The organism is Streptomyces zhaozhouensis, from assembly GCF_900230195.1.
GTDB lineage: Bacteria > Actinomycetota > Actinomycetes > Streptomycetales > Streptomycetaceae > Streptomyces > Streptomyces zhaozhouensis.
The window spans coordinates 16,537-41,673 of sequence record NZ_OCNE01000015.1 but is presented as its reverse complement, the minus strand read 5'-3'; the positions used below and the strand labels follow the sequence as shown (position 1 = coordinate 41,673).

General features: G+C 73.7%; 20 protein-coding genes. 8 read left to right on the top strand and 12 right to left on the bottom strand.

Annotated elements, in window-relative coordinates; genetic code table 11:
* Positions 1-25 precede the first annotated feature (25 nt).
* From CRP51_RS19825 to miaB, 4 genes are all read right to left on the bottom strand, one after another.
* On the bottom strand, positions 26-622 hold the full coding sequence (locus CRP51_RS19825; protein ID WP_245880691.1) for a hypothetical protein: 597 nt from the start codon (positions 620-622) through the stop codon (positions 26-28).
* 284 nt (positions 623-906) lie between these two features.
* Positions 907-1,854 carry a tRNA (adenosine(37)-N6)-dimethylallyltransferase MiaA gene (gene miaA, locus CRP51_RS19820; RefSeq protein WP_097232621.1) on the bottom strand — a complete coding sequence of 316 codons (948 nt, stop codon included), beginning with the start codon at positions 1,852-1,854 and terminating at the stop codon, positions 907-909.
* 53 nt (positions 1,855-1,907) lie between these two features.
* Complete coding sequence (locus tag CRP51_RS19815; RefSeq protein WP_097232620.1) at positions 1,908-2,615, bottom strand: class III extradiol dioxygenase subunit B-like domain-containing protein; 708 nt, start codon at positions 2,613-2,615, stop codon at positions 1,908-1,910.
* Positions 2,616-2,708: 93 nt separating this feature from the next.
* Positions 2,709-4,217, bottom strand: a complete 1,509-nt coding sequence (gene miaB / locus CRP51_RS19810; protein WP_097232619.1) for a tRNA (N6-isopentenyl adenosine(37)-C2)-methylthiotransferase MiaB — start codon at positions 4,215-4,217, stop codon at positions 2,709-2,711.
* 80 nt (positions 4,218-4,297) lie between these two features.
* Here miaB and CRP51_RS19805 point away from each other — a divergent pair, with 80 nt between their 5' ends.
* Both CRP51_RS19805 and CRP51_RS19800 read left to right on the top strand, forming a co-directional pair.
* Entirely contained in the window at positions 4,298-5,329 is a 1,032-nt protein-coding gene (locus CRP51_RS19805) for a TAXI family TRAP transporter solute-binding subunit (RefSeq protein ID WP_245880690.1), read from the top strand.
* 174 nt (positions 5,330-5,503) lie between these two features.
* Positions 5,504-8,554 carry an alpha-mannosidase gene (locus tag CRP51_RS19800; RefSeq protein ID WP_097232617.1) on the top strand — a complete coding sequence of 1,017 codons (3,051 nt, stop codon included), beginning with the start codon at positions 5,504-5,506 and terminating at the stop codon, positions 8,552-8,554.
* Here CRP51_RS19800 and CRP51_RS19795 read toward each other — a convergent pair.
* Both CRP51_RS19795 and CRP51_RS19790 read right to left on the bottom strand, forming a co-directional pair.
* Complete coding sequence (locus CRP51_RS19795) at positions 8,526-9,977, bottom strand: sensor histidine kinase (protein ID WP_097232616.1); 1,452 nt, start codon at positions 9,975-9,977, stop codon at positions 8,526-8,528. The two genes, CRP51_RS19800 and CRP51_RS19795, sit on opposite strands and share 29 nt — an antisense overlap.
* Before the next feature lie 90 nt (positions 9,978-10,067).
* Complete coding sequence (locus CRP51_RS19790) at positions 10,068-10,754, bottom strand: response regulator transcription factor (RefSeq protein ID WP_097232615.1); 687 nt, start codon at positions 10,752-10,754, stop codon at positions 10,068-10,070.
* Positions 10,755-11,054: 300 nt separating this feature from the next.
* Here CRP51_RS19790 and CRP51_RS19785 point away from each other — a divergent pair, with 300 nt between their 5' ends.
* The 5 genes from CRP51_RS19785 (at position 11,055) to CRP51_RS19765 (ending at position 16,198) form a co-directional block, all read left to right on the top strand.
* Complete coding sequence (locus tag CRP51_RS19785) at positions 11,055-11,840, top strand: amino acid ABC transporter ATP-binding protein (protein WP_097232614.1); 786 nt, start codon at positions 11,055-11,057, stop codon at positions 11,838-11,840.
* A 69-nt stretch (positions 11,841-11,909) separates the two neighbouring features.
* Positions 11,910-12,719: a glutamate ABC transporter substrate-binding protein gene (locus CRP51_RS19780; RefSeq protein ID WP_097232613.1), complete on the top strand. Its 810-nt coding sequence runs from the start codon at positions 11,910-11,912 to the stop codon at positions 12,717-12,719.
* 83 nt (positions 12,720-12,802) lie between these two features.
* A complete protein-coding gene (locus CRP51_RS19775; RefSeq protein ID WP_097232612.1) occupies positions 12,803-13,474 on the top strand; it encodes an amino acid ABC transporter permease in 672 nt (223 codons plus the stop codon).
* Positions 13,471-14,520 carry an amino acid ABC transporter permease gene (locus CRP51_RS19770; protein WP_097232611.1) on the top strand — a complete coding sequence of 350 codons (1,050 nt, stop codon included), beginning with the start codon at positions 13,471-13,473 and terminating at the stop codon, positions 14,518-14,520. The genes CRP51_RS19775 and CRP51_RS19770 overlap by 4 nt, the downstream gene beginning before the upstream one ends.
* Positions 14,521-14,587: 67 nt before the next feature.
* Entirely contained in the window at positions 14,588-16,198 is a 1,611-nt protein-coding gene (locus tag CRP51_RS19765; protein WP_097232610.1) for an FAD-dependent monooxygenase, read from the top strand.
* Positions 16,199-16,445: 247 nt separating this feature from the next.
* On the opposite strand, the gene recX is transcribed toward CRP51_RS19765, so the two are convergent.
* From recX to CRP51_RS19740, 5 genes are all read right to left on the bottom strand, one after another.
* On the bottom strand, positions 16,446-17,066 hold the full coding sequence (gene recX / locus CRP51_RS19760; protein ID WP_097232609.1) for a recombination regulator RecX: 621 nt from the start codon (positions 17,064-17,066) through the stop codon (positions 16,446-16,448).
* A 3-nt stretch (positions 17,067-17,069) separates the two neighbouring features.
* Positions 17,070-18,224: a recombinase RecA gene (gene recA, locus CRP51_RS19755; RefSeq protein WP_097232608.1), complete on the bottom strand. Its 1,155-nt coding sequence runs from the start codon at positions 18,222-18,224 to the stop codon at positions 17,070-17,072.
* A gap of 195 nt (positions 18,225-18,419) precedes the next feature.
* Positions 18,420-18,614: a DUF3046 domain-containing protein gene (locus CRP51_RS19750; RefSeq protein ID WP_097232607.1), complete on the bottom strand. Its 195-nt coding sequence runs from the start codon at positions 18,612-18,614 to the stop codon at positions 18,420-18,422.
* Positions 18,615-18,665: 51 nt separating this feature from the next.
* Positions 18,666-18,977, bottom strand: coding sequence for an AzlD domain-containing protein (locus CRP51_RS19745; RefSeq protein WP_097232606.1), 312 nt, complete (start codon positions 18,975-18,977; stop codon positions 18,666-18,668).
* On the bottom strand, positions 18,974-19,741 hold the full coding sequence (locus CRP51_RS19740) for an AzlC family ABC transporter permease (protein WP_245880701.1): 768 nt from the start codon (positions 19,739-19,741) through the stop codon (positions 18,974-18,976). The genes CRP51_RS19745 and CRP51_RS19740 overlap by 4 nt, the downstream gene beginning before the upstream one ends.
* Before the next feature lie 162 nt (positions 19,742-19,903).
* Between CRP51_RS19740 and CRP51_RS19735 the strand changes: the two genes are divergently transcribed.
* Entirely contained in the window at positions 19,904-24,610 is a 4,707-nt protein-coding gene (locus tag CRP51_RS19735; RefSeq protein ID WP_097232604.1) for an ATP-dependent helicase, read from the top strand.
* A gap of 101 nt (positions 24,611-24,711) precedes the next feature.
* Here CRP51_RS19735 and CRP51_RS19730 read toward each other — a convergent pair whose 3' ends face one another.
* Entirely contained in the window at positions 24,712-25,089 is a 378-nt protein-coding gene (locus CRP51_RS19730; RefSeq protein WP_097232603.1) for a helix-turn-helix domain-containing protein, read from the bottom strand.
* Positions 25,090-25,137 lie beyond the last annotated feature (48 nt).

The window sequence follows — 25,137 nt, the reverse complement described above, 5'->3', positions numbered from 1 at the left end:
CCGTCGATCGTAGTCGCGGGGCGGATCACCGCAGGCCGGCCACCCGCCAGAAGGCCAGGGCGAGGGCGGCGGAGAGCGCCAGGGCGTAGAGCACCAGCAGCCGCCAGTCCGGGCGGCGGCCCGAACCGCGCGGCGGGACGCCGGGCCAGGTGTAGCCGACGCGGCGGGCGGCCATCATGCCCCAGCCGGCCGCCGAGGAGCCGATCAGCAGACCGAGCATCGCGACCACGGCTCCGGCCTCGTCGAAGGCGAAGGCGAGCGGGAAGGCGAACATCAGCGAGCCGAGCAGGCTCAGCAGCACGATGGGCGCGATCAGCGTGAGGCGCAGCCTGCGCGGCGGCCGCAGCTCGCCGTAGGACTCGGCCCGCTCGGCCTCGTCCTCGGGGCCCAGGGAGTCGTCGTCGTGGGGCAGCGCCTCGTCGGGGAGCGGGGCGTTGCCGCGCAGTCCCTCGTCGTCGTCCGAGCCGTCGAACTCCGGCCCGAGCGCCTCGGCCGGTCGCGGCACCGAGGGGGTGACGGACGGCGCGGAATCGTTTGCCCGTTCGGTGGTGCCGCTGGTCTCGCGAGGGCTGGCCTCCATCGCCACGCGCCCTCCCAACTCCACGGTTCCCGGTCGTAGCATCGCGCTCGATGATGGCACGCTCGACGTCCGCTCCCGGGCCCTGGGAGCGTCCCGATGCCATCACGTGATCAGGATGTGACCGCCCGTTCGACGGGGCGCGGGAGAGGCCGCTCGGGCCCGCATGATCATCGCGTCGCACGGGTGCCGCACACTCCGTCGCACAGGTGCCGCACACCCCGGCCGCCGCCGCGGGGCGCCGTTGCCCGACCACGAACGCACGTGGCGCGGCGGGTCGTCTCCCGAGGTGGCCACGGCCCCTCAGCTCCGGTCGGGCGGAGGGGTCTTCAGCCGGTGACCGTCCGCTCGACCCACTCCCACGCGCGGTCCTCCAGCGTCTCCCCCGCCCCGGCGCCCGCGTCCAGCCAGTGGATCCTGGGGTCCCTGCGGAACCACCGGTCCTGCCTGCGGGCGAAGCGGCGGGTGGCCCGCGTCGTCTCCTCCCGGGCGGTGGTCTCGTCGTAGGTACCGTCGAGGGCGGCCAGCACCTGCTGGTAGCCGAGGGCGCGGGAGGCGGTGCGCCCCGCGCGGAGCCCGACGGCTTCCAGGCGGCACACCTCGTCGACGAGGCCGGCGGCCCACATCCGGTCGACGCGCGTCGCGATCCGCTCGTCCAGCTCGGACCTCGGCACCCTGACCCCGAGGTACAGCGTCGGGTAGTGGGCGCGGTCCTCGTCGGGGGCGGGCAGCTGGGCGGTGAACGGGCGGCCGGTGATCTCGATGATCTCCAGGGCGCGCACGACGCGGCGGCCGTTGCTGGGCAGGATCGCCTCGGCGGCCGGCGGGTCCAGCTCGGCGAGTCTGGCGTGCAGGGCACCGCTGCCGACCCGCGCCAGCTCCTCCTCCAGCACGGCGCGGGCACCGGGGTCGGTGCCGGGGAAGGACAGCTCGTCCAGCGCGCCCCGCACGTAGAGGCCCGAGCCGCCGACCACCACGGGGGTGCGGCCGAGCGGCAGCAGCCGGTCGATCTCCGCCCTGGCCAGGCGCTGGTACTCGGCGACGCTCGCGGTGACCGTGACGTCCCAGACGTCGAGGAGGTGGTGCGGCACGCCGCCGCGCTCGGCCGGGGTGAGCTTGGCCGTTCCGATGTCCATGCCCCGGTAGAGCTGCATGGAGTCGGCGTTGATCACCTCGCCCCCGAGCCGTCCGGCCAGCGCCACGGCGAGGTCGGACTTGCCGGCCGCGGTGGGTCCGACGACGGCGATGACGCGGGGCGAGGGAGGGGTGGCGTGCACGCGCCCAGTCTCCCAGAACGCCGACGGGCGCCCGCCGGGTGGGAGCGGCCCGCTCAGGTCCAGGTGGCGACGAGGTAGGCCACCCCGTAGGGCGCCTCGTCGTGCAGGAGCCGGCCGTCGAGGTCGGCGCCCTCGGCGGCGCCGGCGAGCAGCTGCCAGGCGGGGCGGCCGGCGACGTGCAGTTGGCGGGCCAGGACCGGGTCCAGATCGGCCAGGGCCGCGGTGTCCGCGCGGGCGAGGGCGTCGGCCACGGCGCGGTCGAACGGTTCGGCGCGGTCGTCGAAGGCGCCGGGCGCCTTCGCGGTCCGGCAGGCGCTGCCGTCGCCCAGCACCAGCAGGGCCAACCGCCCCTCTTCCGCGCCCAGTCGGCGGCCGGCCTCCAGGCAGTCGGCGGCCTTGGCGTCCTCGGGCAGGGCGCGGGCGGCGACGGGCGCCGCGTCCCAGCGGGTGCGTTCCAGCAGCCAGGCGCCGACGGTGAGCGAGGGCGGCAGGGGGCGCGCGCCGGGCTCGCCCGCGCCCAGGGTCACGTCGAGCGCGACCCCGAAGCCGCGCAGCGACCCCCGGCTGCCGGCGGCGAACTCCCCGCTCTCAGCGGGGGCGGCCGGCCCGACCACCAGCAACCGGTCGGGGCGCGCGGCGGCCAGCACCGCGACGGCGTCGTAGCAGGCGGCACGGGCGCCGTCCAGCTCCCCGGCGGCGCCGGAGGCGATCTCGGGGACGAGCAGGGGCGGGCAGGGGCAGACCGCGGCGGCGACGAGCATGATCGGAAGCCTACGGCCTGCCGGCGCTTCCCGCCGGTGCGGAGCCGGCCTGGGCGGCGGGCCCGGTGGCCTAGTGGCCGGTGGCCCGGTGGCCTAGTGGCCGATGCCGCAGCCGCCGACCGGCTCCGCCGGCTGGGGCGGCGCTCCGACCGTCGGCAGACCGAGCAGCACGCCGCCGGAACCGGCCGGCTCGGGCTGGGCGTTGCGCCGTTCCCAGGCGTCGCCGGCCCGGCTGCGCCGGACCTGGAGGGCGGCTCCCTCGGCCAGCAGGTGGTGCGGGGCCGCGTAGGTGACCTCGACGGTGACCAGGTCGCCGGGGCGCACGGGCTGTTCCGGGCGGGTGAAGTGGACCAGCCGGTTGTCCGGGGCGCGGCCGGAGAGCCGGTGGGTCGCGCCGTCCTTGCGGCCCTCGCCCTCCGCGACCAGTACCTCGACGGTCCTGCCCACCTGGCGCTTGTTCTCCGCCCAGGAGATCTCCTCCTGGAGGGCGACCAGCCGCTCGTACCGCTCCTGGACGACCTCCTTGGGGATCTGCCCGGGCATCTCGGCGGCCGGGGTGCCGGGCCGCTTCGAGTACTGGAAGGTGAACGCCTGGGCGAAGCGCGCCTCCCGCACCACGTGCAGGGTCTCCTGGAAGTCCTCCTCGGTCTCGCCGGGGAAGCCCACGATGATGTCCGTGGTGAGGGCGGCCTCCGGGATGGACCGCCTGACCTTCTCGACGATGCTCAGGTACCGGTCCTGGCGGTAGGAGCGGCGCATCGCCTTCAGCACCCGGGAGGAGCCGGACTGGAGCGGCATGTGCAGCTGCGGCATCACGTGGGGCGTGGTCGCCATCGCCTCGATCACGTCGTCGGTGAAGTCCCTGGGGTGCGGCGAGGTGAAGCGGACCCGCTCCAGCCCCTCGACCGAGCCACAGGCGCGCAGCAGCTTGGAGAACGCCTGGCGGTCGCCGATGTCGGAGCCGTAGGCGTTGACGTTCTGGCCGAGCAGGGTGATCTCGATGACGCCCTCGGCGACCAGCGCCTCCACCTCGGCGAGGATGTCCCCCGGGCGCCGGTCCTTCTCCTTGCCGCGCAGCGCGGGCACGATGCAGAAGGTGCAGGTGTTGTTGCAGCCGACGGAGATCGCGACCCAGGCCGCGTAGGCGCTGTCCCGGCGGGTGGGGAGGGTGGAGGGGAACGCCTCGAGCGACTCGGCGATCTCCACCTGGGCCTCGCGCTCGACTCTGGCGCGCTCCAGCAGCACGGGCAGGCTGCCGACGTTGTGCGTGCCGAAGACGACGTCGACCCAGGGGGCGCGGCGGGTGATGGTGTCCCGGTCCTTCTGGGCCAGGCAGCCGCCGACGGCGATCTGCATCCCGGGGCGGGCGGCCTTCTTCGGCGCGAGCTGGCCCAGGTTGCCGTAGAGGCGGTTGTCCGCGTTCTCCCGGACGGCGCAGGTGTTGAAGACCACGATGTCGGCGACGTCGTCGTGCTCCCCCGCCGGCACGTAGCCGGCGTCCTCCAGGAGCCCGGCCATGCGTTCCGAGTCATGGACGTTCATCTGGCAACCGAACGTCCGGACCTGGTAGGTGCGCGTCTGGGCCGTGGCGGGAGTTGGCATGGGAAGGACTCAATCCACATCGATCAGAGGGCGGCAAGCTGGCCGCTGCCAAGTCTACGGTCCGCTGATAGTTTGCTCGGGTGGCTTCCGGAGGACCCGTAGGGCGGCGGACGGTGCCGCGCTGGGCGCGCGGCCGGCGGCTGCTGGTCGCGGCGGGTGTGGGCCTGACGCTGGCGCTGCTCGCCGTGTGGGCGGGCCCGCTGGTCGAGGGGGACGGGAAGCCCTCCGGCACGGTGACGTTGAGCACCGGCGTGGCCAAGGGCGTCTACTCGCGGTACGGGGACCTGCTGCACGGTCAGTTGGCGAACGACGTGCCGGGACTCGACGTGGAGCTGCGGAGCAGCGAGGGCTCGGTGGAGAACATCGAACGCCTGCTGGCCGGGGAGGCGGACTTCGCCATCGCCACCGCCGACTCGATCGCGGACTACCAGCAGCGGGGCGGCGAGGGCGCCGAGCGGCTGCGGGCCTGCGCGCGGCTTTACGACGACTACATGCACCTGGTGGTGCCGGAGGACTCCCCGGTGGAGCGGACTTCGGACCTCGCGGGGCTGCGGGTAGGCGTCGGCGAGGACCAGTCGGGCGTGCAGTTGGTGACCAGGGAGCTGCTGGCGGCGGCCGGTCTCGACATGGAGCGCGACCTGACGGCGGTCAGGAAGGGCATCGACAACATGCCGACGATGCTGGAGGCGGGGCGTCTGGACGCCTTCTTCTGGTCGGGCGGGCTGCCGACCTCCGCCGTCGAGCAGTTGTCCGGGCGCACGGCCATCCGGATCGTGCCGCTGGGCGACCTGCTGCCGGAGCTGACCGGGCGCGAGGAGGCGGGCGGCGCGACGGCCCACTACCGGGCGGCGGTGATGCCGCCGGACGCGTACGAGAAGATCCCGGGCTCCGAGGGCATCGACACGTTGGCGGTGGCCAACCTGCTGGTCACCACGGAGGACGCGGACGACCGGCTGGTCGAGGAGATCACCCGCTCGGTGATCAACGGGCGGGACAGCATCGCGGACGTGGTGCACGCGGCGCAGCGCGTGGACCTGCGGACGGCGATCTACACGCAGCCGCTCGACCTCCACCCGGGGGCGCGGGAGTACTACCGTTCCGTCAAGTCCTGAGCTCGTTCCGTCAAGTCCTGGGCTGTCGCCCCGGCTTGCGGTGCGGGGCCGATCGGCGCCGGTTCCGGCCCCTTTCTTTCCGCTCTTTTCCGTTTGATTCTGTTCTTGCTGGTTCAGCACTTACCGGGGAACCGCACTTCAGAACGGCTTCAGAACGGCGAAGGAGTCACCTTCATGCACGACGACCGTGATCTTGTCGAGCAGCGGCTGCGCCGGGTGCTCGACGAGCGGATCAGGCCGGCGGTGTACGGCGCCGCGGTGCCGTTGGAACTGGAACGCTGGGACGCCCCCGGAGAGCCCGTCCCGGTGGCCGAGGCGCTGGCCGCCGCCTACCGGCCGGCGCGGGTCGGCGAGCGGTGGGGGCCGGCGTGGGGCACCAGCTGGTTCCGGCTGACCGGCCGGGTGCCGGCTGAGTGGGCGGGGCTGCGGGTCGAGGCCAGGGTCGACCTGGGATTCGACCGGCAGCTTCCCGGTTTCCAGTGCGAGGGCCTGGTGCATCTCCCGGACGGCACCGCGGTCAAGGGGCTGCACCCGCACAACGACTGGGTGGCGGTGGCGCGCGCGGCGGAGGGTGGCGAGGAGGTCTCGCTGCTGGTCGAGGCCGCGGCCAACCCGATCCTGGTCGAGGCCCGCCCGACCGGGCTGGGCGACCGGCTGACCGTCGACGACGAGCCGCTGTACCGGATCGTCCGCGCCGAGCTGGCCGTCTTCGAGGCCGAGGTGTGGGAGCTGGTGCGGGACCTGGAGGTCATCGGCTCGCTGATGACCGAGCTGGCCGGGGACGACGCCCGCCGTTACGGACTGGTGCGCGCGGTGGAGAACGCGCTGGACGCCGTGGACCTCGCCGATGTCGCGGGCAGCGCGCCGGAGGCGCGCGCCCAGCTCGCGGAGGTGCTCTCCGCGCCGGCGCACGCTTCCGCGCACCGGCTGAGCGCCGTGGGGCACGCGCACATCGACTCCGCCTGGCTGTGGCCGCTGCGCGAGACCGTGCGGAAGGTCTCCCGCACCACCGCCAACGTGGTGGCGCTGCTGGAGGACTCCGACGAGCTGGTCTTCGCGATGTCCCAGGCGCAGCAGCTCGCCTGGGTCAAGGAGCACCGCCCCGAGCTGTTCGAGCGGGTGCGGCGGCGGATCGCCGAGGGCGGCTTCGTGCCGGTCGGCGGCATGTGGGTGGAGTCCGACACCAACATGGTCGGCGGCGAGGCCATGGCGCGGCAGTTCGTCCACGGGAAGCGCTTCTTCCTGGACGAGTTCGGGATCGAGACCGAGGAGGTCTGGCTGCCCGACTCCTTCGGCTACACCGCCGCCCTTCCGCAGCTGGTCAGGCTCTCGGGCTCGAAGTGGTTCCTGACCCAGAAGATCTCCTGGAGCCGGACCAACCCGTTCCCGCACCACACCTTCTGGTGGGAGGGCATCGACGGGACCCGGGTCTTCACCCACTTCCCGCCGGTGGACACCTACAACTCCGACCTCTCGGGCGGCGAGCTCGCGCACGCCGCGCGCAACTACCGGGAGAAGGGGCGCGGCAGCCGTTCCCTGGTGCCGTTCGGCTTCGGCGACGGCGGGGGCGGGCCCACCCGCGAGATGCTGGGCCGGGCGCGGCGGGTGCGCGACCTGGAGGGTTCGCCCCGGGTCGAGATCGAGCCGCCGGCCGCGTTCTTCGCCAAGGCGCGTGAGGAGTACCCGGACGCGCCGGTCTGGGTCGGCGAGCTGTACCTGGAGCTGCACCGGGGCACCTACACCTCGCAGGCCAAGACCAAGCAGGGCAACCGGCACAGCGAGTCGCTGCTGCGGGAGGCCGAGCTGTGGGCGACCACGGCGGCGGTGCGGGTGCCCGGGTACGCCTATCCCTACGAGGAGTTGGACCGGATCTGGAAGACGGTGCTGCTGCACCAGTTCCACGACATCCTGCCGGGTTCCTCGATCGCCTGGGTGCACCGGGAGGCGAGGGAGACCTACGCGCGGCTGCGCGAGGAGCTGCTGGCGCTGGTGGACACGGCCCAGCGGGCGCTTGCCGGCGGGGGCGCGGGGACCGTGGTCTTCAACGCGGCGCCGCACGAGCGCGCCGGGGTGCCGGGCGGCGGCGCGCGCCCGAGGCCGGTGGGCGGCGCCTCGGCCGTCGAGGTCGGGGAGCGGTCCGACGGCGGTTTCACGCTGGACAACGGGCTGCTGCGGGTCGAGGTCGACGGCCGGGGTCTCGTGGTCTCCGCGGTGGACCGGGACAGCGGCCGGGAAGCGGTGGCCCCCGGCCGGGCGGGCAACCTGCTCCAGTTGCACCCCGACTTCCCGAACGCCTGGGACGCCTGGGACCTGGACGAGTTCTACCGCAACCGGGTGCGTGACCTGGTGGAGGTCGAGTCGCTGGAACGCGTCGACGCCGCCGACGGCGCGGACGAGGGGGCGGCGACGGTGCGCGTCACCCGCGCGTTCGGCGCGTCCCGGGTGGTGCAGCTGATCGTGTTGCGCCCCGGCGCGCGCTCGGTGGAGTTCGACACCACCGTGGACTGGCGGGAGAGCGAGAAGGTGTTGAAGGCGGCCTTCCCCCTGGATGTGAAGGCCGACCAGTCGGCGTCCGAGACGCAGTTCGGGCACGTCTTCCGCCCCACCCACACCAACACCTCGTGGGAGGCGGCCAAGTTCGAGATCTGCGCGCACCGCTGGGTGCACGTGGGCGAGCCGGGATACGGGGTCGCCGTGGTCAACGACTCGACCTACGGGCACGACGTGACCAGGGACGTGCGCGAGGACGGCGGGCAGACGACCACGGTGCGGCTGTCGCTGCTGCGCGCCCCGCGCTACCCGGACCCGGAGACCGACCAGGGCGAGCACCGGCTGCGCTTCGGTCTTGTGCCGGGCGCCGGGCTGGGCGACGCGGTGCGCGAGGGCCACCGGATCAACCTGCCGGAGCGCGCGGTGCCGGGCGACGCCGAGGTGGCGCCGCTGGTCGGGATGGTCGAGTCGGCGGGCGCCGGGAGCATCGTGGTCTCGGCGGTGAAGCTGGCCGACGACCGCGGTGGCGACCTGGTGGTGCGGCTCTACGAGTCCGGCGGCCGGCGGGCCGCCGGCGAGCTGCGCGTCGACACCCCGGTGACCGGCGTCGAGATCACCGACCTGCTGGAACGTCCGCTGGCGGACGAGCCGGCACTTGAGGTGAAGGAGGGGCGCGTGCCGATCGCGTTGCGCCCCTTCCAGATCCTCACGCTGCGCCTGGCCCGCCGGGCTTGAGCGAGACATAGGAGGCGGGGAGCGTGGCGGGCTCCGGCTGGTGCCGGGGCACCGTCACGATCACCCGCAGCCCCGTCGGCCGGTTGTGGGCGTAGGCGATCTCCGCCCCGCCGGCCGCCAGCAGGGCACCGACGATGGACAGACCGAGTCCGGAGCCCGAGATGTTCTGGTGACGGTGGCTGCGCCAGAAGCGGGAGCCCACCCGTTCCAGCTCGTCCTCGGCGACCCCGGGGCCGCTGTCCGCGACCTCGATGACGACGCTGTCGCCCTCGGACGTCACGGACAGCTCCACCACCCCGCCCTCGGGCGTGAACTTCAGCGCGTTGTCGACCACCGCGTCCAAGGCGCTGGAGAGCCCGACCGGGTCGGCCCACCCGGTCACCGCCGCGGGGCCGGCCAGCCGCAGCTCCACCCCGCCCCGGTCGGCGACCAGCCGCCAGGCCCCGGCCCGCTCGGCGAGCAGGGCGGCGACGTCGACCACCCGGGGGTCGGCCGTGGTGTGCTCGGCCAGGGCCAGGTCCAGCAGCCCGTCCAGCACCTGGGCGAGCCGCTTGCCCTCGGCTCGCACGGAGGCGAACTCCCTGTTCCCCTCAGGCAGTTCGAGCCCGAGCAGGTCGATGCGGAGCAGCAGCGCGGAGAGCGGGTTGCGCAGTTGGTGGGAGGCGTCGGCAACGAAGGCCCGCTGCTGCTCCAGCACGTCCTCCACGTGATCGGCCATCTCGTTGAACGAGACCGCGAGCCGCCGCAGCTCGGGCGGACCGCCGGCCGGCGCCACCCGCGCCGTGAGCCGCCCGGTGGCGATGTGGTGCGTCGCCCGGTCCAGCACCCGCACCGGGCGCAGCACCCACCGGGTCAGCTGGAACGCCGCCACCACCGCGAGCAGCAGCGCCGCCGCCTCCCCCAGCAGGATCCCCAGCCAACCGGAGAGGATGCGGGAGCGCAGCGGGCCCGTCGGCGACTCGGTCACCACCACGGCGATCACGTCACCGTCCCGGATCACCGGCGAGGCCACCACCAGCGTGCGGTCCTCGTCCCACGGCCACACCTGCGAGGGCCCCTGGCTGCGCCGCCCGGCCAGCGCCTCGGCGAACTCGGGGCCTTCCCTTCCGCCCGGCACCCCCCACCCGCCGGGCGCGGCCGCCACCGCCTCGGCGTCGCGGTCGAAGACGCCGGCGCTGATGCCGTACACCTCCTGGTAACGGCCCAGCTCCTCGGTGAGCGCGTTCAGCGACTCCCGGTGGGTGCCGTCCGGCGGCCCCGAGACGAACTGCGCGAGCGACGCGAAGCGCGCGGTGTCGTCGATGCGGTCGACCACCACCCGCTGCTGCTCACTTCTCGCCTGGCTCGCCGCCAGCGGAACGCCCAGCGCGAGCAGCACCCCCATCAACAACACGATCAAAAGCGGAAGCAGCCGAGCACGCACCGAAGTATCCCTGTCGCAGAACCATCAAACCGTCGCCTTGCCGTCGCACGGCAGCCGCCGGCGAGCAGCCACCCTCCCGGGGCCGCCCGTTCAGAGCCCGGGCAGCGCCAGCCGGTAGCCGACCCCCCTGACCGTCTCCACCAGCCCCGGCCGGCGCAGCTTGGAACGCAGCGAGGCGATGTGCACCTCCAGGGTGCGCCCGGTCCCCTCCCAGCTGGTCTGCCACACGTCGCTGATGATCTGCTCCCGCCGGAAGACCACCCCGGGCCGCTGGGCCAGCAGCGCCAGCAGGTCGAACTCCTTGCGGGTCAGCACCACCCGTTCGCCGTCCACCTCGACCCTGCGGGTCGCCAGCTCCACCACCATCGGCCCCAGCGTCAGCACCTCGGCCGGCTCCTCCTCGGGGGCGGCCGGCTCCTCCACCGTGCGCCGGCTCACCGCGTGGATGCGGGCCAGCAGCTCGCCCGTGTCGTAGGGCTTGACCACGTAGTCGTCCGCGCCCAGATTCAGCCCGTGGATGCGGGACCGCACGTCCGACCTGGCGGTCACCATGATCACCGGGGTCGAGGTGAGGCGGCGGATGCGACCGCAGACCTCGAAGCCGTCCACGTCGGGCAGGCCCAGGTCGAGCAGGACGACGCCGAAGCCCCCGACCCGCAGCTCGGCGAGCGCCTCCTCACCGGTGCGGACGCGCACGGCGGTGAAGCCGTGCCGGTTCAGCACCGCCACCAGGGCGGCGGCGACGTGTTCGTCGTCCTCGACCAACAGCAGGCGCACCCCCGTACTCCCTTCCCCGTTCCGTTCCTCCCGGCCGTCGACCCGGCCGCTCCGCCGCACACCTGCCCCGGGAGGCGATCCCGAAGCGGTGCTACGAGAACGATTGAAGCAGGAGAACGCCCCCCGGGGACGTCTCGGAGAAACAACGTCACCGCACGCGGAGCACAAGTTCACAGGCGGTTACTGCCCGTAGAGGGAAGCAACGCGATCGTTATGCTCAATTTCCGCTCAGATCTGCTGACGCTGCGTTGTACAGCTGGCTAGGGTCCCTGCAACCGACGAGGATGGAGCAACTCCACGATGAGCGATGCGCCGCTGACCAAGGACCCCGCGGAGTCCGCGCCCCTGGCGGAGGACCTGGTCGTCCTGGAGAGCGTGAACAAGCACTTCGGTGCCCTGCACGTGCTCCAGGACATCAACCTGACCATCAAGCGCGGTGAGGTCGTCGTCGTGATCGGCCCCTCGGGCTCCGGCAAGTCCACGCTCTGTCGAGCGATCAACCGCCTGGAGACGATCGACGGCGGCTCCATCACGATCGACGAGAAGCCCCTGCCCGAGGAGGGCCGGGAGCTGGCCCGCCTCCGTGCCGATGTCGGCATGGTCTTCCAGTCCTTCAATCTCTTCGCCCACAAGACCGTGCTCCAGAACGTGACCCTGGGGCCCGTCAAGGTCCGTGGGATCTCGAAGGAGGAGGCGGAGACCAAGGCCAGGGCCCTGCTGGACCGGGTCGGCGTCGGCAACCAGGCCGACAAGTACCCGGCACAGCTCTCCGGCGGCCAGCAGCAGCGCGTGGCCATCGCCCGCGCGCTGGCCATGGAGCCGAAGGTGATGCTCTTCGACGAGCCCACCTCGGCCCTGGACCCGGAGATGATCAACGAGGTGCTGGAGGTCATGCAGCAGCTCGCCCGGGAGGGCATGACCATGGTCGTGGTCACCCACGAGATGGGCTTCGCCCGCTCCGCCGCGAACCGGGTGGTCTTCATGGCCGACGGCCGGATCGTCGAAGAGGCGGAGCCGCACCAGTTCTTCGACAACCCGCGCAGCGACCGCGCCAAGGACTTCCTGTCGAAGATCCTCCAGCACTGAGACCGCCCGAGAGGCGCCCCCACCCCCACTGACATGACGCACCCTCCTCGACCGTAAGGAACACGCACCATGAGACTTCGCAAGGCCAGTGCCCTCGCCGCCGGCGTGCTCGCCCTCTCCCTCGCCGCCACCGCCTGCGGCGGCGGCGGTGACGACGACACGATCAGCGTCGGCATCAAGTACGACCAGCCGGGCCTTGGCCTCAAGACCCCCGACGGCGACTTCGTCGGCTTCGACGTCGACGTGGCGACCTATATCGCCGGCGAGCTGGGGTACGAGCCGGACCAGATCGACTTCGTCGAGTCCCCCAGCGGTGACCGCGAGACGATGCTGGACCGGGGCGACGTCGACTTCATCGTGGCCAGCTACTCGATCACCGACGAGCGCAAGGAGCAGGTGGACTTCGCCGGCCCCTACTTCGTCGCCCACCAGGACCTGCTGATCCGCGACGGCGAGACCGTTCCCAACGAGGAGGGCATCGCCGACCTGACGCTCTGCTCCGTCGGCGGCTCGACCTCGGCCGCCAACCTGGCCGAGCAGTACCCGGGCGCCGGCCTTGAGGAGCTCGGCACCTACTCCGAGTGCCTGACCGGCCTGGAGAACGGCACCGTGGACGCGCTGACCACGGACGACTCCATCCTCGCCGGCTACGCCGCGCAGGAGCAGAACCAGGGCAAGTTCGCCCTGGCCGGCCTCTCGCTGAGCGACGAGTACTACGGCGTGGGCGTCCCCAAGGGTGAGACCGAGCGGCGGGACGACATCAACGCGGCGATCACCAAGATGGTCGAGGACGGGGACTGGCAGGCAGCCGTCGACGAGCACTTCGGTCCCGCCAACTACGAGGTGGAGCCGGCTCCGGAGATCACCGAGACCAGCTGAACCTCCGGTAACGCGGTGGCGTGCCGTCGCTGCGGCGGCACGCCACACCTATTCCCATCCTCTAGGCGAGACTGAGAGATTCCGTGTTCGATTTCCTTGATCTCGAGCAGTACGACCTCTTCGGGGCGTTCTGGACCACGGTGCAGCTCACCGTTTACTCCGCGATCGGATCACTGATCTGGGGCACGTTGTTGGCCGCGATGCGGGTCAGCCCCGTGCCGATCATGCGGGCCTTCGGCACGGCCTACGTGAACCTGCTGCGGAACACGCCCCTTACGCTGGTCATCGTCGCCTGCTCCCAGGGCCTCTATTTCACGATGGGGGTGTCCATGGGGGCGAGCGGCTCCGAGAACATCGCGTTCCGGCTTGCCGTCCTCGGCTTCATCATCTACACCTCCACCTTCGTCTGTGAGGCCCTGCGCTCCGGCATCAACACCGTGCCGGTGGGCCAGGCCGAGGCGGCGAGGGCACTCGGGCTCAGCTTCAGCCAGGTGCTGCGCCTCGTGGTGCTGCCCCAGGCGTTCCGCGCGGTGGTCGCCCCGCTGGCGAACGTGCTGATCGCCCTTACCAAGAACACCACAGTGGCCGCGACCATCGGCGTCGCCGAAGCTGCCCTGCTGATGCGCGACATGATCGAACGAGAAGCCCAACTCATCCCGATCGCCGCCGTGTTCGCCTTTGGATTCATTGTCCTCACCCTCCCGACCGGTCTGCTTCTCGGCTGGGTGAGCAAGCGAGTGGCGGTGAAGCGATGAGCAAGGCAGCATCCGTTCTCTATGACGCGCCGGGACCGCGCGCGAAACAGCGCAACATCCTCATCACCGTCGGCTTCGTCGCCGCGCTGGCCGCACTGGCCTACTGGATCCTGTCGGAGCTGAGCGACAAGAACCAGCTGGCCGCGGAGAAGTGGGACCCGTTCTTCACCGACTCCCGGGTGTGGACCACCTATCTGCTGCCCGGTCTCCAGGAGACCATGACCGCGGCCGCGCTCTCCCTGGTGATCGCGCTGCCGCTGGGTGCCCTGCTCGGCATCGCCCGGATGTCCGACCACTGGTGGATCAGGCGTCCCGCCGACGTGGTGGTCGAGTTCTTCCGGGCCATCCCGGTGCTGATCCTGATGGTGTTCGCCAACCAGGCGTACGCCGAGTGGTCCACCATCGACCGCGAGATGCGGCCGATGTACGCGGTGATCACCGGCCTGGTGCTCTACAACGCGTCCGTGTTGGCCGAGATCGTGCGGGCCGGCGTGCTGTCCCTGCCGCGCGGCCAGACCGACGCGGCGAACGCGATCGGGATGCGCAAGGGCCAGACCATGGTCCATGTGCTCCTGCCGCAGGCGGTCACGGCGATGCTGCCGGCGATCGTCAGCCAGCTGGTGGTCATCGTCAAGGACACCGCGCTGGGCGGCGCCCTGCTCGGCTACGGCGAACTTATCAGCAACACCCGTCTGGTGGCCGGCAACTACAGCAACACCATCGCCGCCTACACCGTGGCCGCCGCGATCTTCATCGCGGTGAACTTCCTGCTCACCTACCTCGCGGGCTGGCTTGAGGCCCGCATCCGCCAGGGACGGCGCGGCACCGGCGCGGTGCTCTCGTCCGACCTGGCCGAGGAGACGCAGGCCGGCGGCGCCGGCATCGCGGCTCCGACGCTCGACAAGGGCGCCGGGCTTCCCGACGGGGCCGACCTCCCGGCGGCGCAGGGCGGCGCGGCGACCGGCGGGGACGGCGAAACCGACCGCACCGGCCGAACCGGCGGGTCCGGTGGGCGAGAACCGGACGATCCGGGCCACGTTTCCTAGTGGTGCGCAACCGGCCCGAACCAGGGCCGACTTGACGGTAGCGACGGCGCTGGGTTCCATACGTGCTGTGCTGCCCGTGATCATCGTCGGCGCGGGCCCTACGGGGCTCGCGCTGGCGCTTGCCCTGGCCGGGCACGACGTGCCGTCCGTCGTGTTGGACGGTTCCGACGGTCCGCCCGCCGCCCGCCCGGCCAGGAGCGTGGTGCTGGCGCCCGACGTGGCGCGGTGGGCGGCGCTGCCGGGGGCCCACCGGGAGAGCGCCGTCTGGAGCGGCTGGCGCACCGTGCGACGGGGGCGCACCGCCGAGCACCTCACCTTCGGGGCGGACCAGGCTCCCCGCCACCTGCCGCAGCACGTGCTGGAGGCGACGCTGCGGGACGCGGTCGCGCGCCACGAACTGGTGCGGCTGGCCCGTGGTCACCGGCTCACCGACTTCGAACAGCGCGGCGCCGACGTGCTGGCGCACAGCGTGCTCCGGCCCACGGACGGGCGCCGCGAGGAGGCCAGGCAGTGGCGCGGCGGCTTCCTCGTCGGCTGCGACGGGGCGCGCTCGACCGTGCGCAAGCTGCTGGGCGTGCCGTTCCCCGGCCGCACCGCGGTGGAACGCTACGCCGTCGCCGCGCTGCGCGCCCCGCTCCCCCGGCCAGGCGAGGCCGCGTTGCACCGGGGCGCCCGGACGGGCGAGGTGACGCTGCGCCCGCTCACCGAGGAACGCTGGCGGCTCGACTGGCCGTTGCCGCCCGACGAGGGGCTGGTGACGCCCGAGGCCCTGCTCAGCCGCGTCGAGGACACACTGGCGGAGCTGGCGGCGGGCGACGCGGGAGGCGAGTCCGCCGCACGAGGCGAGGGCACCCCCGCCTACCAGCTGCTGGACACCGGGGTGCACGTCTGCCACCAACGGCTGGCCCGCGCCTGGCGGGTGGACCGGGCCTTCCTCGCGGGGGACGCCGCGCATCTGCTGGGGGCTCTGGGCACCCAGCAGGTGACGGAGGGGCTGCGGGACGCCGAGAACCTGGCGTGGCGGCTCGCCATAGCCAGCCATCTCGGGGCCAACGACGCGCTGCTTGACGGCTACCAGCAGGAGCGCCGGGGCGCCGTGGGACGCCGGCTGCGGGGCGTCGACCAGGCGCTGCCGCTGGTACGGGGACGCGGCGGACTCGCCGGCCGGCTGCCGGGGCGCGGCCGGGGGCGGCTGGCGCTGCTGAGCGACGGACACCTGGGGCGGGGCACGCTGGGCGAGGCGCCCGTCTACGGCGGCGCGACGACGAGACGGGGCACGGCGGACGGCACCGGGACGCCCCGGGTGGGCGCGCCGGTCGGCGACGTGCCGGTGACCGCGCTGGACGGGGCGCGGGCGCGGCTGCGCGACCGGCTGGGCGGGCCGCTGCTGCTGGTGCTCACCGCGCCGGGCGCCCGGGTCTGGGACGCCAGGCACTGGCTGTCGGCGGGGCTGATGCCCGAGCTGGCGGCGTTCGCCGAAACCCTCGACGTACCGGCCGAGTTGCTGGTCACCGAGGAGTACCCGGGCGCGGGCGCGCACACCGTGCTGCTGGTGCGCCCGGACGGCCATCTCGCCGCCTGGCTGCCCGGCGCCCACACGGGCGCCCTCCGCGAGGCCGTCCGCCACCTGCGCGGAACGACGGCCATCACCCCGGCCGAGCCCACCGGCGGTCGCTGAGCGGAGCAGGTGCGGACCGGAGGAGGCGCGGGAGCGGGACGCCCGACGGGCCCCGGGGGACAACGGCACAGCAGGACACGGCACCGCGGGGCGCCGTGCGCCATGGACCGTCACCGCGTCGCCGGCGACCGCGCCACCGGGCGGCGGCCACGGCGTCGGGCATCGGCCGGCCCGCCCTCAGCCCCGCGAGGCCCGGAACGCTCCGGCTCCCCAAGGCGTTCTGGGCGTCCGCGGTGGGCGGGAAGTCTCAGGGGATATCGGGCACATGGTCCTCCCACTCCTCCGTGGACTGGCCCTCCCGCTCCAGCGCCTCGCGGACCACCCGCAGCGCCAGGCCCTCCGGGTAACCCTTGCGGGCCAGCATCCCCACCAGGCGACGCATCCGCTTGGGCGTCGGCAGGCCGCGCGTGGCGGGGAGGCGCCGGGCGACCAGGGCCCTGGCCGTCTCCTCCTCGTCCTCCGGCTCCAGCCGGGAGACCGCCTCGTCGACCACCGCGGGGGCCACTCCCTTGGTGCGCAGCTCCCGGGCCAGCGCCCGGCGGGCCAGCCCCCGCCCGTGGTGGCGGGACTCCACCCATGCCTCGGCGAAGAGGGCGTCGTCGATCATCCCGACCTCCTCGAAGCGGTCGAGCACCTCCGCGGCGGCCTCCTCCGGGATCTCCCTGCGCCGCAACGCGTCCGCCAACTGCCGCCGGGTGCGCGGCGTCCCGGCCAGCAGCGCCAGGCAGATGCCGCGCGCCCGCGCCACGGGATCGCCGCCGCCCGGGGGCCCGGCCACGCGGCCCTCCCCCGAACGGGGAGGGGCCTCCGCGGCCGGACCTTCCGCGCTCACCGGCGAGGGGTCGGGCCAGTCGCTGCGCCGGGTCATCCGTCAGCCCTTGGCGGCGACGGCCTTGGCGGCCTTGGGCGCCTTGGCCGAGGCGGCCGACTTGGCGGCGGCCGTGGCCTGCGCCGGCGGACCGGCGGCCGGCTCGGCCCCGTCCTTGGCCGCGCCGTCCTTGGCGGGCTCGCCGCCCTCGGGCGTCGGGGGCTTCGGGCCGATGCCCAGCTTCTCCTTGATCTTCTTCTCGACCTCGTTGGCCAGGTCCGGGTTGTCCCGCAGGAAGTTCCGCGCGTTCTCCTTGCCCTGGCCCAGCTGGTCGCCGCCGTAGGTGTACCAGGCGCCGGACTTGCGGATGAAGCCGTGCTCCACGCCCATGTCGATCAGGCCGCCCTCACGGCTGATGCCCGTGCCGTAGAGGATGTCGAACTCGGCCTGCTTGAACGGCGGCGCCACCTTGTTCTTCACGACCTTGACGCGCGTGCGGTTGCCCACCGCGTCGGTGCCGTCCTTGAGGGTCTCGATGCGCCGGATGTCCAACCGCACCGAGGCGTAGAACTTCAGCGCCCGGCCACCCGAGGTCGTCTCGGGGGAGCCGAACATCACGCCGACCTTCTCCCGGAGCTGGTTGATGAAGATCGCCGTGGTCTTGGCCTGGTTGAGCGCGCCCGTGATCTTCCGCAGGGCCTGGCTCATCAGCCGGGCCTGGAGGCCGACGTGGGAGTCGCCCATCTCGCCCTCGATCTCCGCCCTGGGCACCAGGGCGGCCACCGAGTCGATGACGATCAGGTCGAGGGCACCGGAGCGGATCAGCATGTCCGTGATCTCCAGGGCCTGTTCGCCGTTGTCCGGCTGGGAGAGGATCAGCTGGTCCACGTCGACGCCGAGCCGCTTGGCGTACTCGGGATCGAGGGCGTGCTCGGCGTCCACGAAGGCGACGGTGCCGCCGGCCTTCTGCGCGTTCGCCACCGCGTGGAGGGTGAGCGTGGTCTTGCCGGAGGACTCCGGCCCGTAGACCTCGACCACCCGGCCGCGGGGCAACCCGCCGACGCCCAGGGCCACATCCAGCGCCGTGGAGCCGGTGGGGATGATCTCGATCGGCTCCTCGGGCCGCTCGCCCAGCCGCATCACCGCGCCCTTGCCGAACTGCCGCTCAATCTGTGCGAGTGCGGCGTCGAGCGCCTTCTCGCGGTCCGTACCTGCCATGGGTGCCACCCGGTCCGTCTGATTCGATCGCTTCACAACCACGGACGCTAGCGCCCGCCACTGACAATCGACGCGTGCACAGGGCTCGCAGCGACCGGGACGCCGTTTCCGCAACCCTCATAAGAATAGCTGTTCGATTTTTGTGTCAAGCGGCGCCCCTCGTCACCCGGTTGGGAAAATCGCAGGTCAACGCCATCAACGCAGGTGGCGAGGTACCTCGTTCGCCACGCACACCGCACGCCAAACGTCCTTGGCGTCCCAACCCGCCTCCAGCGCCTCGTGGACGGTGCGGCCGCCCAACTCGGCCATCACGTGATCCCTGGCGAAGGAGTCCGCGTAGGTCTCGCCGAAGTGCTCCGCCATCCGTCCCCAGAAGTCCGTCAACCGCATGGGGCCAGTATCCCCGGACCGTTCCCCCGCACACGGGCGGGCGCGGCGCGCTCAGCCGCCCAGCGCCCGGAACCCCGCGGTGACCAGCACGGCGGATCCGACCACCAGCAGGAAGGGCGCGCGCAGCAGCAGCGCGGCCCCGGCCGCCGTCAGCCCCGCCAGCCTGGCGTCGACGACCACCGCGCCGTCTCCCCCGTCGAGCGTCTGGAGCGCGGTCAACGCGGCCAGCAGCGCCACCGGGAGCAGCGCGGCGAGCCGGCGCACGAGGGGACGTTCCATGGGGCCAGGCGGCACCAGGAGGCCGAGCAGCTTGGCCAGGTAGCAGCCGACCGCGGTCAGCCCGATGGCGATCCAGGTGGTCACGGAACCCTCCCCTCCTCGCTCCCGCCGACGTCGGTCGGCTCCGCGACGGTGTCCCGGCCGCGCCGCCCGGCGAACAGCAGCACCAGCGGAGCGGCGAGCGCCGCCACCAGCACCGGGACCCCGGTCGGCAGCAGCGGCAGGCAGGCCAGCCCGAGCAGCACGGCGAGGACGGCGGTGGCCCGCTCCGCGGTGGAGCGGAGCATCGGCGCCAGCAGCGCCAGGAAGACGGCGGGCGAGGCGGCGTCCAGCCCCCAGGCGTCGGGGTCGCCGATCGAGCCGGCGCCCAACGCGCCCAGCAGCGTGGTCAGGTTCCAGCAGACGAAGAGCGTGGTGCCGCTGACCGCGAACCCGAGCCTGGCCAGCGGCGCGTTCGGCTGGGCGAGGGTGACGGCCGTGGTCTCGTCGATCACCCAGTGCGCGACCAGCGGGCGCGTCCGGCGGGACGGGCTCAGCACGGAGGAGAGCCGCAGGCCGTAGAAGCAGTTGCGCACCCCGAGGAAGAACGCGCCGGCGGCGGCCGTGTACGGGTTCCCGCCGCCGGCCAACGCGCCCACCAGCGCGAACTGGGAGGCGCCGGTGAAGACCAGCAGGCTGAGCACGCACGCCTGGGCGACGCTGAGCCCGCCGGAGACGGCCGTGACGCCGAAGGCGAAGCCGGAGAGGCCCACCGCGAACCCGACGCCGAGGGAGTCGCGCAGCGTCGCGGCGCGCGCTTCCCCGGTCGGTCGCTCGCTGAGATCGGTTGACTCGGTTGACTTTTCCATCACGAAGAAACCGTAAGCGGTCAATTGAAGATCAATCTTGTTCATTTCCGGACGCTGACATGCCTCTGCGGGGGCGGACCCGCGTGTCGGTGGGGCGCTTCCCGCTCCCCCCGGCACGGCCGCTACGCGTCACTGTCAGTGGCGGGGTGCACGATGGGGGCCATGAGCGGTAGCAAGCACAACGCCGGCGGCGCACCGGGCGCCGAGTCGGTGCTCGACGGCTTCTCCCCGGCCACCGGGGCCTGGTTCCGGCACGCCTTCCAGGCGCCCACGGCCGCACAGGAGGGTGCCTGGCGGGCGATCGCCGAGGAGTCCGACGCCCTGGTGGTCGCGCCGACCGGCTCGGGGAAGACCCTGGCCGCCTTCCTCGCCTCCCTCGACCGGCTGGCCGCCGAGCCGCCGCCGGCCGAGCCGCTGCGGCGGTGCCGGGTGCTCTACGTCTCCCCGCTCAAGGCCCTCGCCGTCGACGTGGAGCGCAACCTCCGCTCCCCCCTCACCGGCATCCGCCAGGAGTCGGTCCGCCTCGGTCTGCCCGAGCCCGACATCCGCGTCGGCATCCGCACCGGCGACACCCCGGCGGCGGACCGCAGGGCCATGGCCAGGCGCCCGCCGGACATCCTGATCACCACCCCCGAGTCGCTCTTCCTCGTGCTGACCTCCTCGGCCAGAGAGGCACTCGCCGGCGTCGAGACGGTGATCCTCGACGAGGTGCACGCGGTCGCCGGCACCAAGCGCGGCGCCCACCTGGCGCTGACGCTGGAGCGGCTGGACGCCCTGCTGGCCCGCCCGGCGCGGCGGATCGGCCTCTCGGCGACGGTCCGCCCGGTGGACGAGGTGGCACGCTTCCTGTCCCCGCGGCGCAGGGCCACGGTCGTGCAGCCGCCCTCGGGCAAGGAGTTCCAGCTGTCGGTGGTCGTTCCGGTGCCCGACCTCGGTGAGTTGGGCGGCTCCCCGGTGCCCGACGCCGGGGCGGGGGAGGACCGCCCCTCCATCTGGCCCTCGGTCGAGGAGCGGATCGTCGACCTGGTCCAGGCCCACCGCTCGACGATCGTCTTTGTCAACTCCCGCCGCCTCGCCGAGCGCCTGTGCAACCGGATGAACGAGATCGCCCACGAGCGCGCCACCGGGGAGAGCCTGCCGGCCGACCACGGGCCCGCCGAGCTGATGGGCGGCTCGGGCGCCGGCTCCGGCGCGCCCGCGGCGCTGGCGAGGGCGCACCACGGCTCGGTGGCCAAGGAGCAGCGCGCCGGGATCGAGGAGGACCTCAAGGCCGGCCGGCTGCCGGCCGTGGTCGCCACCTCCAGCCTGGAGTTGGGGATCGACATGGGCTCGGTCGACCTCGTCGTCCAGGTCGAGTCGCCCCCGTCGGTCGCCTCCGGGCTCCAGCGGGTGGGCCGCGCCGGCCACCAGGTGGGCGCGGTCTCCGCCGGGGTCGTCTTCCCCAAGTACCGGGGCGACCTGGTGCAGTCGGCGGTGGTCACCGAGCGGATGCGGCAGGGCGCGATCGAGGCGCTGCGGATCCCGGCGAACCCGCTGGACGTGCTGGCCCAGCAGATCGTGGCGATCACCGCCATGGACACCTGGGACGTGGAGGAGCTGCTGGCCCTGGTCCGCCGGGCGGCCCCGTTCGCCGCGCTGCCCGAGTCGGCGTACCAGTCGGTTCTGGACATGCTGGCCGGGCGCTACCCGTCGGACGCCTTCGCCGAGTTGCGGCCCCGTCTGGTGTGGGACCGGGTGGCCGGCACCGTCAGCGGCCGGCCCGGCGCGCAGCGCCTCGCCGTCACCTCCGGCGGCACCATCCCGGACCGGGGGCTCTTCGGGGTCTTCCTCGTCGGCTCCGACCCGCGGCGCGGCGGCGGCCGGGTCGGCGAGCTGGACGAGGAGATGGTCTACGAGTCCCGGGTCGGCGACATCTTCACCCTCGGCACCACCTCCTGGCGGATCGAGGACATCACCAGGGACCGGGTGCTGGTCTCCCCCGCGCCCGGCGTCCCCGGCCGGCTGCCCTTCTGGAAGGGCGACCAGCTGGGCAGACCGCTGGAGCTGGGCCGCGCGCTGGGCGCCTTCCTGCGGGAGATCGGCGCGCTGGACGAGGAGGCGGCGCGGCGGCGTCTGGCGGAGGCCGGGCTGGACGCGTGGGCGGTGGACAACGTCCTCGCCTATCTCACCGAGCAGCGCGAGGCCTGCGGCCACGTCCCCGACGACCGCACCATCGTGGTGGAGCGCTTCCGCGACGAGCTGGGCGACTGGCGCGTGGTGGTGCACTCCCCCTTCGGCGCGCAGGTGCACGCGCCCTGGGCGCTGGCGCTGGGCGCCCGGCTGACCGAGCGGTTCGGCATGGACGCGCAGGTGCTGCACGCCGACGACGGGATCGTGCTGCGACTGCCGGACGCCGACCCGTTCGCCCTGGAGGAGGCGGACGCCCCGGGCCCGCTGGACGCCGCCCTGGACGACGGACAGGCCCCGGTCGGCGCCGGTGACGTGCTCTTCCCGCCGGGCGAGGTGGACGAGGTGGTCACCGAGCAGGTGGGCGGTTCCGCGCTCTTCGCCGCCCGGTTCCGCGAGTGCGCCGCCCGCGCCCTGCTGCTGCCCCGGCGCGACCCGGGCCGCCGCACCCCGCTGTGGCAGCAGCGCCAGCGCGCTTCCCAACTCCTCTCGGTGGCCAGCGAGTTCGGTTCGTTCCCGATCGTGCTTGAGGCGGTCAGGGAGTGCCTCCAGGACGTCTTCGACGTGCCCGGGCTCGCCGAGCTGATGCGGGACATCGAGGGCCGCCGCGTCCGGCTGGTCGAGGTCACCACCAGGGACCCCTCCCCCTTCGCCCGCTCGCTGCTCTTCGGCTACGTCGCCCAGTACCTCTACGAGGGCGACTCCCCGCTGGCCGAACGCCGTGCCGCCGCCCTGTCGTTGGACTCCCGGCTGCTCGCGGAGCTGCTGGGCAGGGCGGAGCTGCGGGAGCTGCTCGACCCCGAGGTGCTGGCGGAGCTGGAGCGGGAGCTGGGCTGGCTGACGGAGGAGCGCCGGGTCAGGGACGCGGAGGGCGTCGCCGACCTGCTGCGGGTGCTGGGCCCGCTGACGGAGGAGGAGTTGGCCGAGCGCGGCGCGCGCCCCGAGTGGGCGGCCGAGCTGGGCGCGGCCCGCAGGGCCCTGTCGGTGCGGATCGCCGGCACCGCGCACTGGGCGGCTGTCGAGGACGCCGGCCGGCTGCGGGACGCCCTGGGCACCGCCCTGCCGGTGGGCGTCCCCGAGGCGTTCACCGAGCCGGTCGCCGACCCGCTGGGCGACCTGCTGGCCCGTCACGCCCGCACCCACGGCCCCTTCACCTCGGCCCGGGTCGCGGCCAGGTTCGGTCTCGGCACCGCCGTGGCGGACGGCGCACTGCACCGGCTGGCGGCCGAGGGACGCCTGGTGCAGGGCGAGTTCCGCCCCGGCGCCAGCGGGCAGGAGTGGTGCGATCCGACGGTGCTGCGGCGGCTGCGCCGACGCTCGCTGGCCGCCCTGCGCCAGGAGGTGGAGCCGGTCGCCCCCCGCGCGCTCGCGGCGTTCCTCCCCCGCTGGCAGCACGTGGGCCCGGCCGTCGGCCGGGGCGAGCTGCGGGGCGTGGACGGTCTCTCGCGCGCCGTCGAGCAGTTGCAGGGCGCCGCGGTGCCGGCCTCGGCGCTGGAGCGCCTGGTGTTGCCGGCCCGCGTCTCGGGCTACGCGCCGCGGCTGCTCGACGAGTTGACGGCCTCCGGGGAGGTGGTGTGGGCCGGCGCCGGCGCACTGCCCGGCAAGGACGGCTGGATTTCGCTGTTCCCCGCCGACGCGGCGCCGCTGCTGCTGCCGCCCCCGCTCCCGCTGGAGCTGGGCGAGACGCACCGCGCCGTGCTGGACGCCCTCGCCGGCGGCTACGGACTGTTCTTCCGGCAGATCGCCGACCAGGTGGCTGCGGCCGGTGTCGAGGCCGGCGAGGGCGCGCTGGCCGAGGCCGTTTGGGAGTTGACCTGGTCGGGCCGGCTGACCAACGACACCCTCGGCCCGTTGCGCGCCCTGCTCGGCTCCGGCCGCACGGCCGGCTCCACGGCGCACCGCGCCCGCCGCACCACCCCGCGCGGCCGCTACGGCGCGCTCGCCGTAGGCTCCGGCGGCGCCGCCCGCCCGGCGGCCTCGCGCAACGGCCCGCCCACGGTCGCCGGCCGCTGGTCCCTGCTGCCCGAGCCGGTGGCCGACCCCACGGTCCGCGCCCACGCGCTGGCCCGCACCCTGCTCGACCGGCACGGCGTGGTCACCAGGGGCGCCGTGATGACGGAGGGCGTCGCCGGCGGATTCTCCGCCGTCTACCGGGTGTTGTCCGTCTTCGAGGAGAACGGCCAGGCAAGACGCGGCTATGTGGTGGAGGGTCTGGGCGCCGCCCAGTTCGCGATGGACGGCGCGGTGGACCGGCTGCGCGCCGTCGGTTCCGCCGCCGAGCGCCCCGCCGACGGTGGCGCCCCCCGCGTGACGCTGCTGGCCGCCGCCGACCCGGCGAACGCCTACGGCGCCGCCCTGCCCTGGCCCGAGGCGCCGGAGGGCGCCCGGCACAAGCCGGGCCGCAAGGCGGGGGCGCTGGTGGTCCTTGTCGACGGCGTCCTCACGCTCTACGTGGAGCGCGGCGGCCGCACCCTGCTGGCCTGGCCGGCCGGCGAGGGCGAGGCGGGCGGCGAGGAGTGGGCCGAGGGGGCGCTGCGCCCGGCGACCGAGGCCCTGGCCCAGGCCGTGCGCGCGGGTGCCCTGGGGACGCTCACCGTGGAGCGGGTCAACGGCCGGCCGGCGCTCACGGATCCCTCGTGGGTGGGCCTGCTGGAGGGCGCGGGCTTCCACGCGACGCCGCGCGGCCTGCGGCTGCGCCCCTGAGGGCGTGGGGGCGTGGGGGCGTGGGGGCGTGCCGCTCAGTCCCTCCACGCGCGAACGGCCGGGCGCGCCAGGCGCACTCCGGCCGGAGGCGTGCCGCCTGATCAGGCGGCGACCACGTCGACGGCCTCGGCCGGAGCCTTGATCGTGACGCGGTCTTCGGGACGGTGGGTGACGGGGGACACACGCACCGGGTTGAGCATCGGACGCATCGGGGGCACCGTGTCACTCGCGGCGGACTGGGCCAGCTCGGCGAGGGACAGCTCGTCGCTGACCTCACGCATCAGCTCCGACATCCGCAGCTCCAGGGCGTCACAGATGGCGGCCAGCAGCTCGGAGGAAGCCTCCTTCTGTCCCCGCTCCACCTCGGAGAGGTACCCGAGGGAGACGCGGGCGGAAGAGGACACTTCGCGCAGGGTGCGGCCCTGATGTTGGCGCTGCCGACGCAGCACGTCACCCAACAGGCGACGGAGCAGGATCATCGGTGGCTCCCTCCTCGGACCGTTGGCCTCGCTAGCTTCATGCCCCAC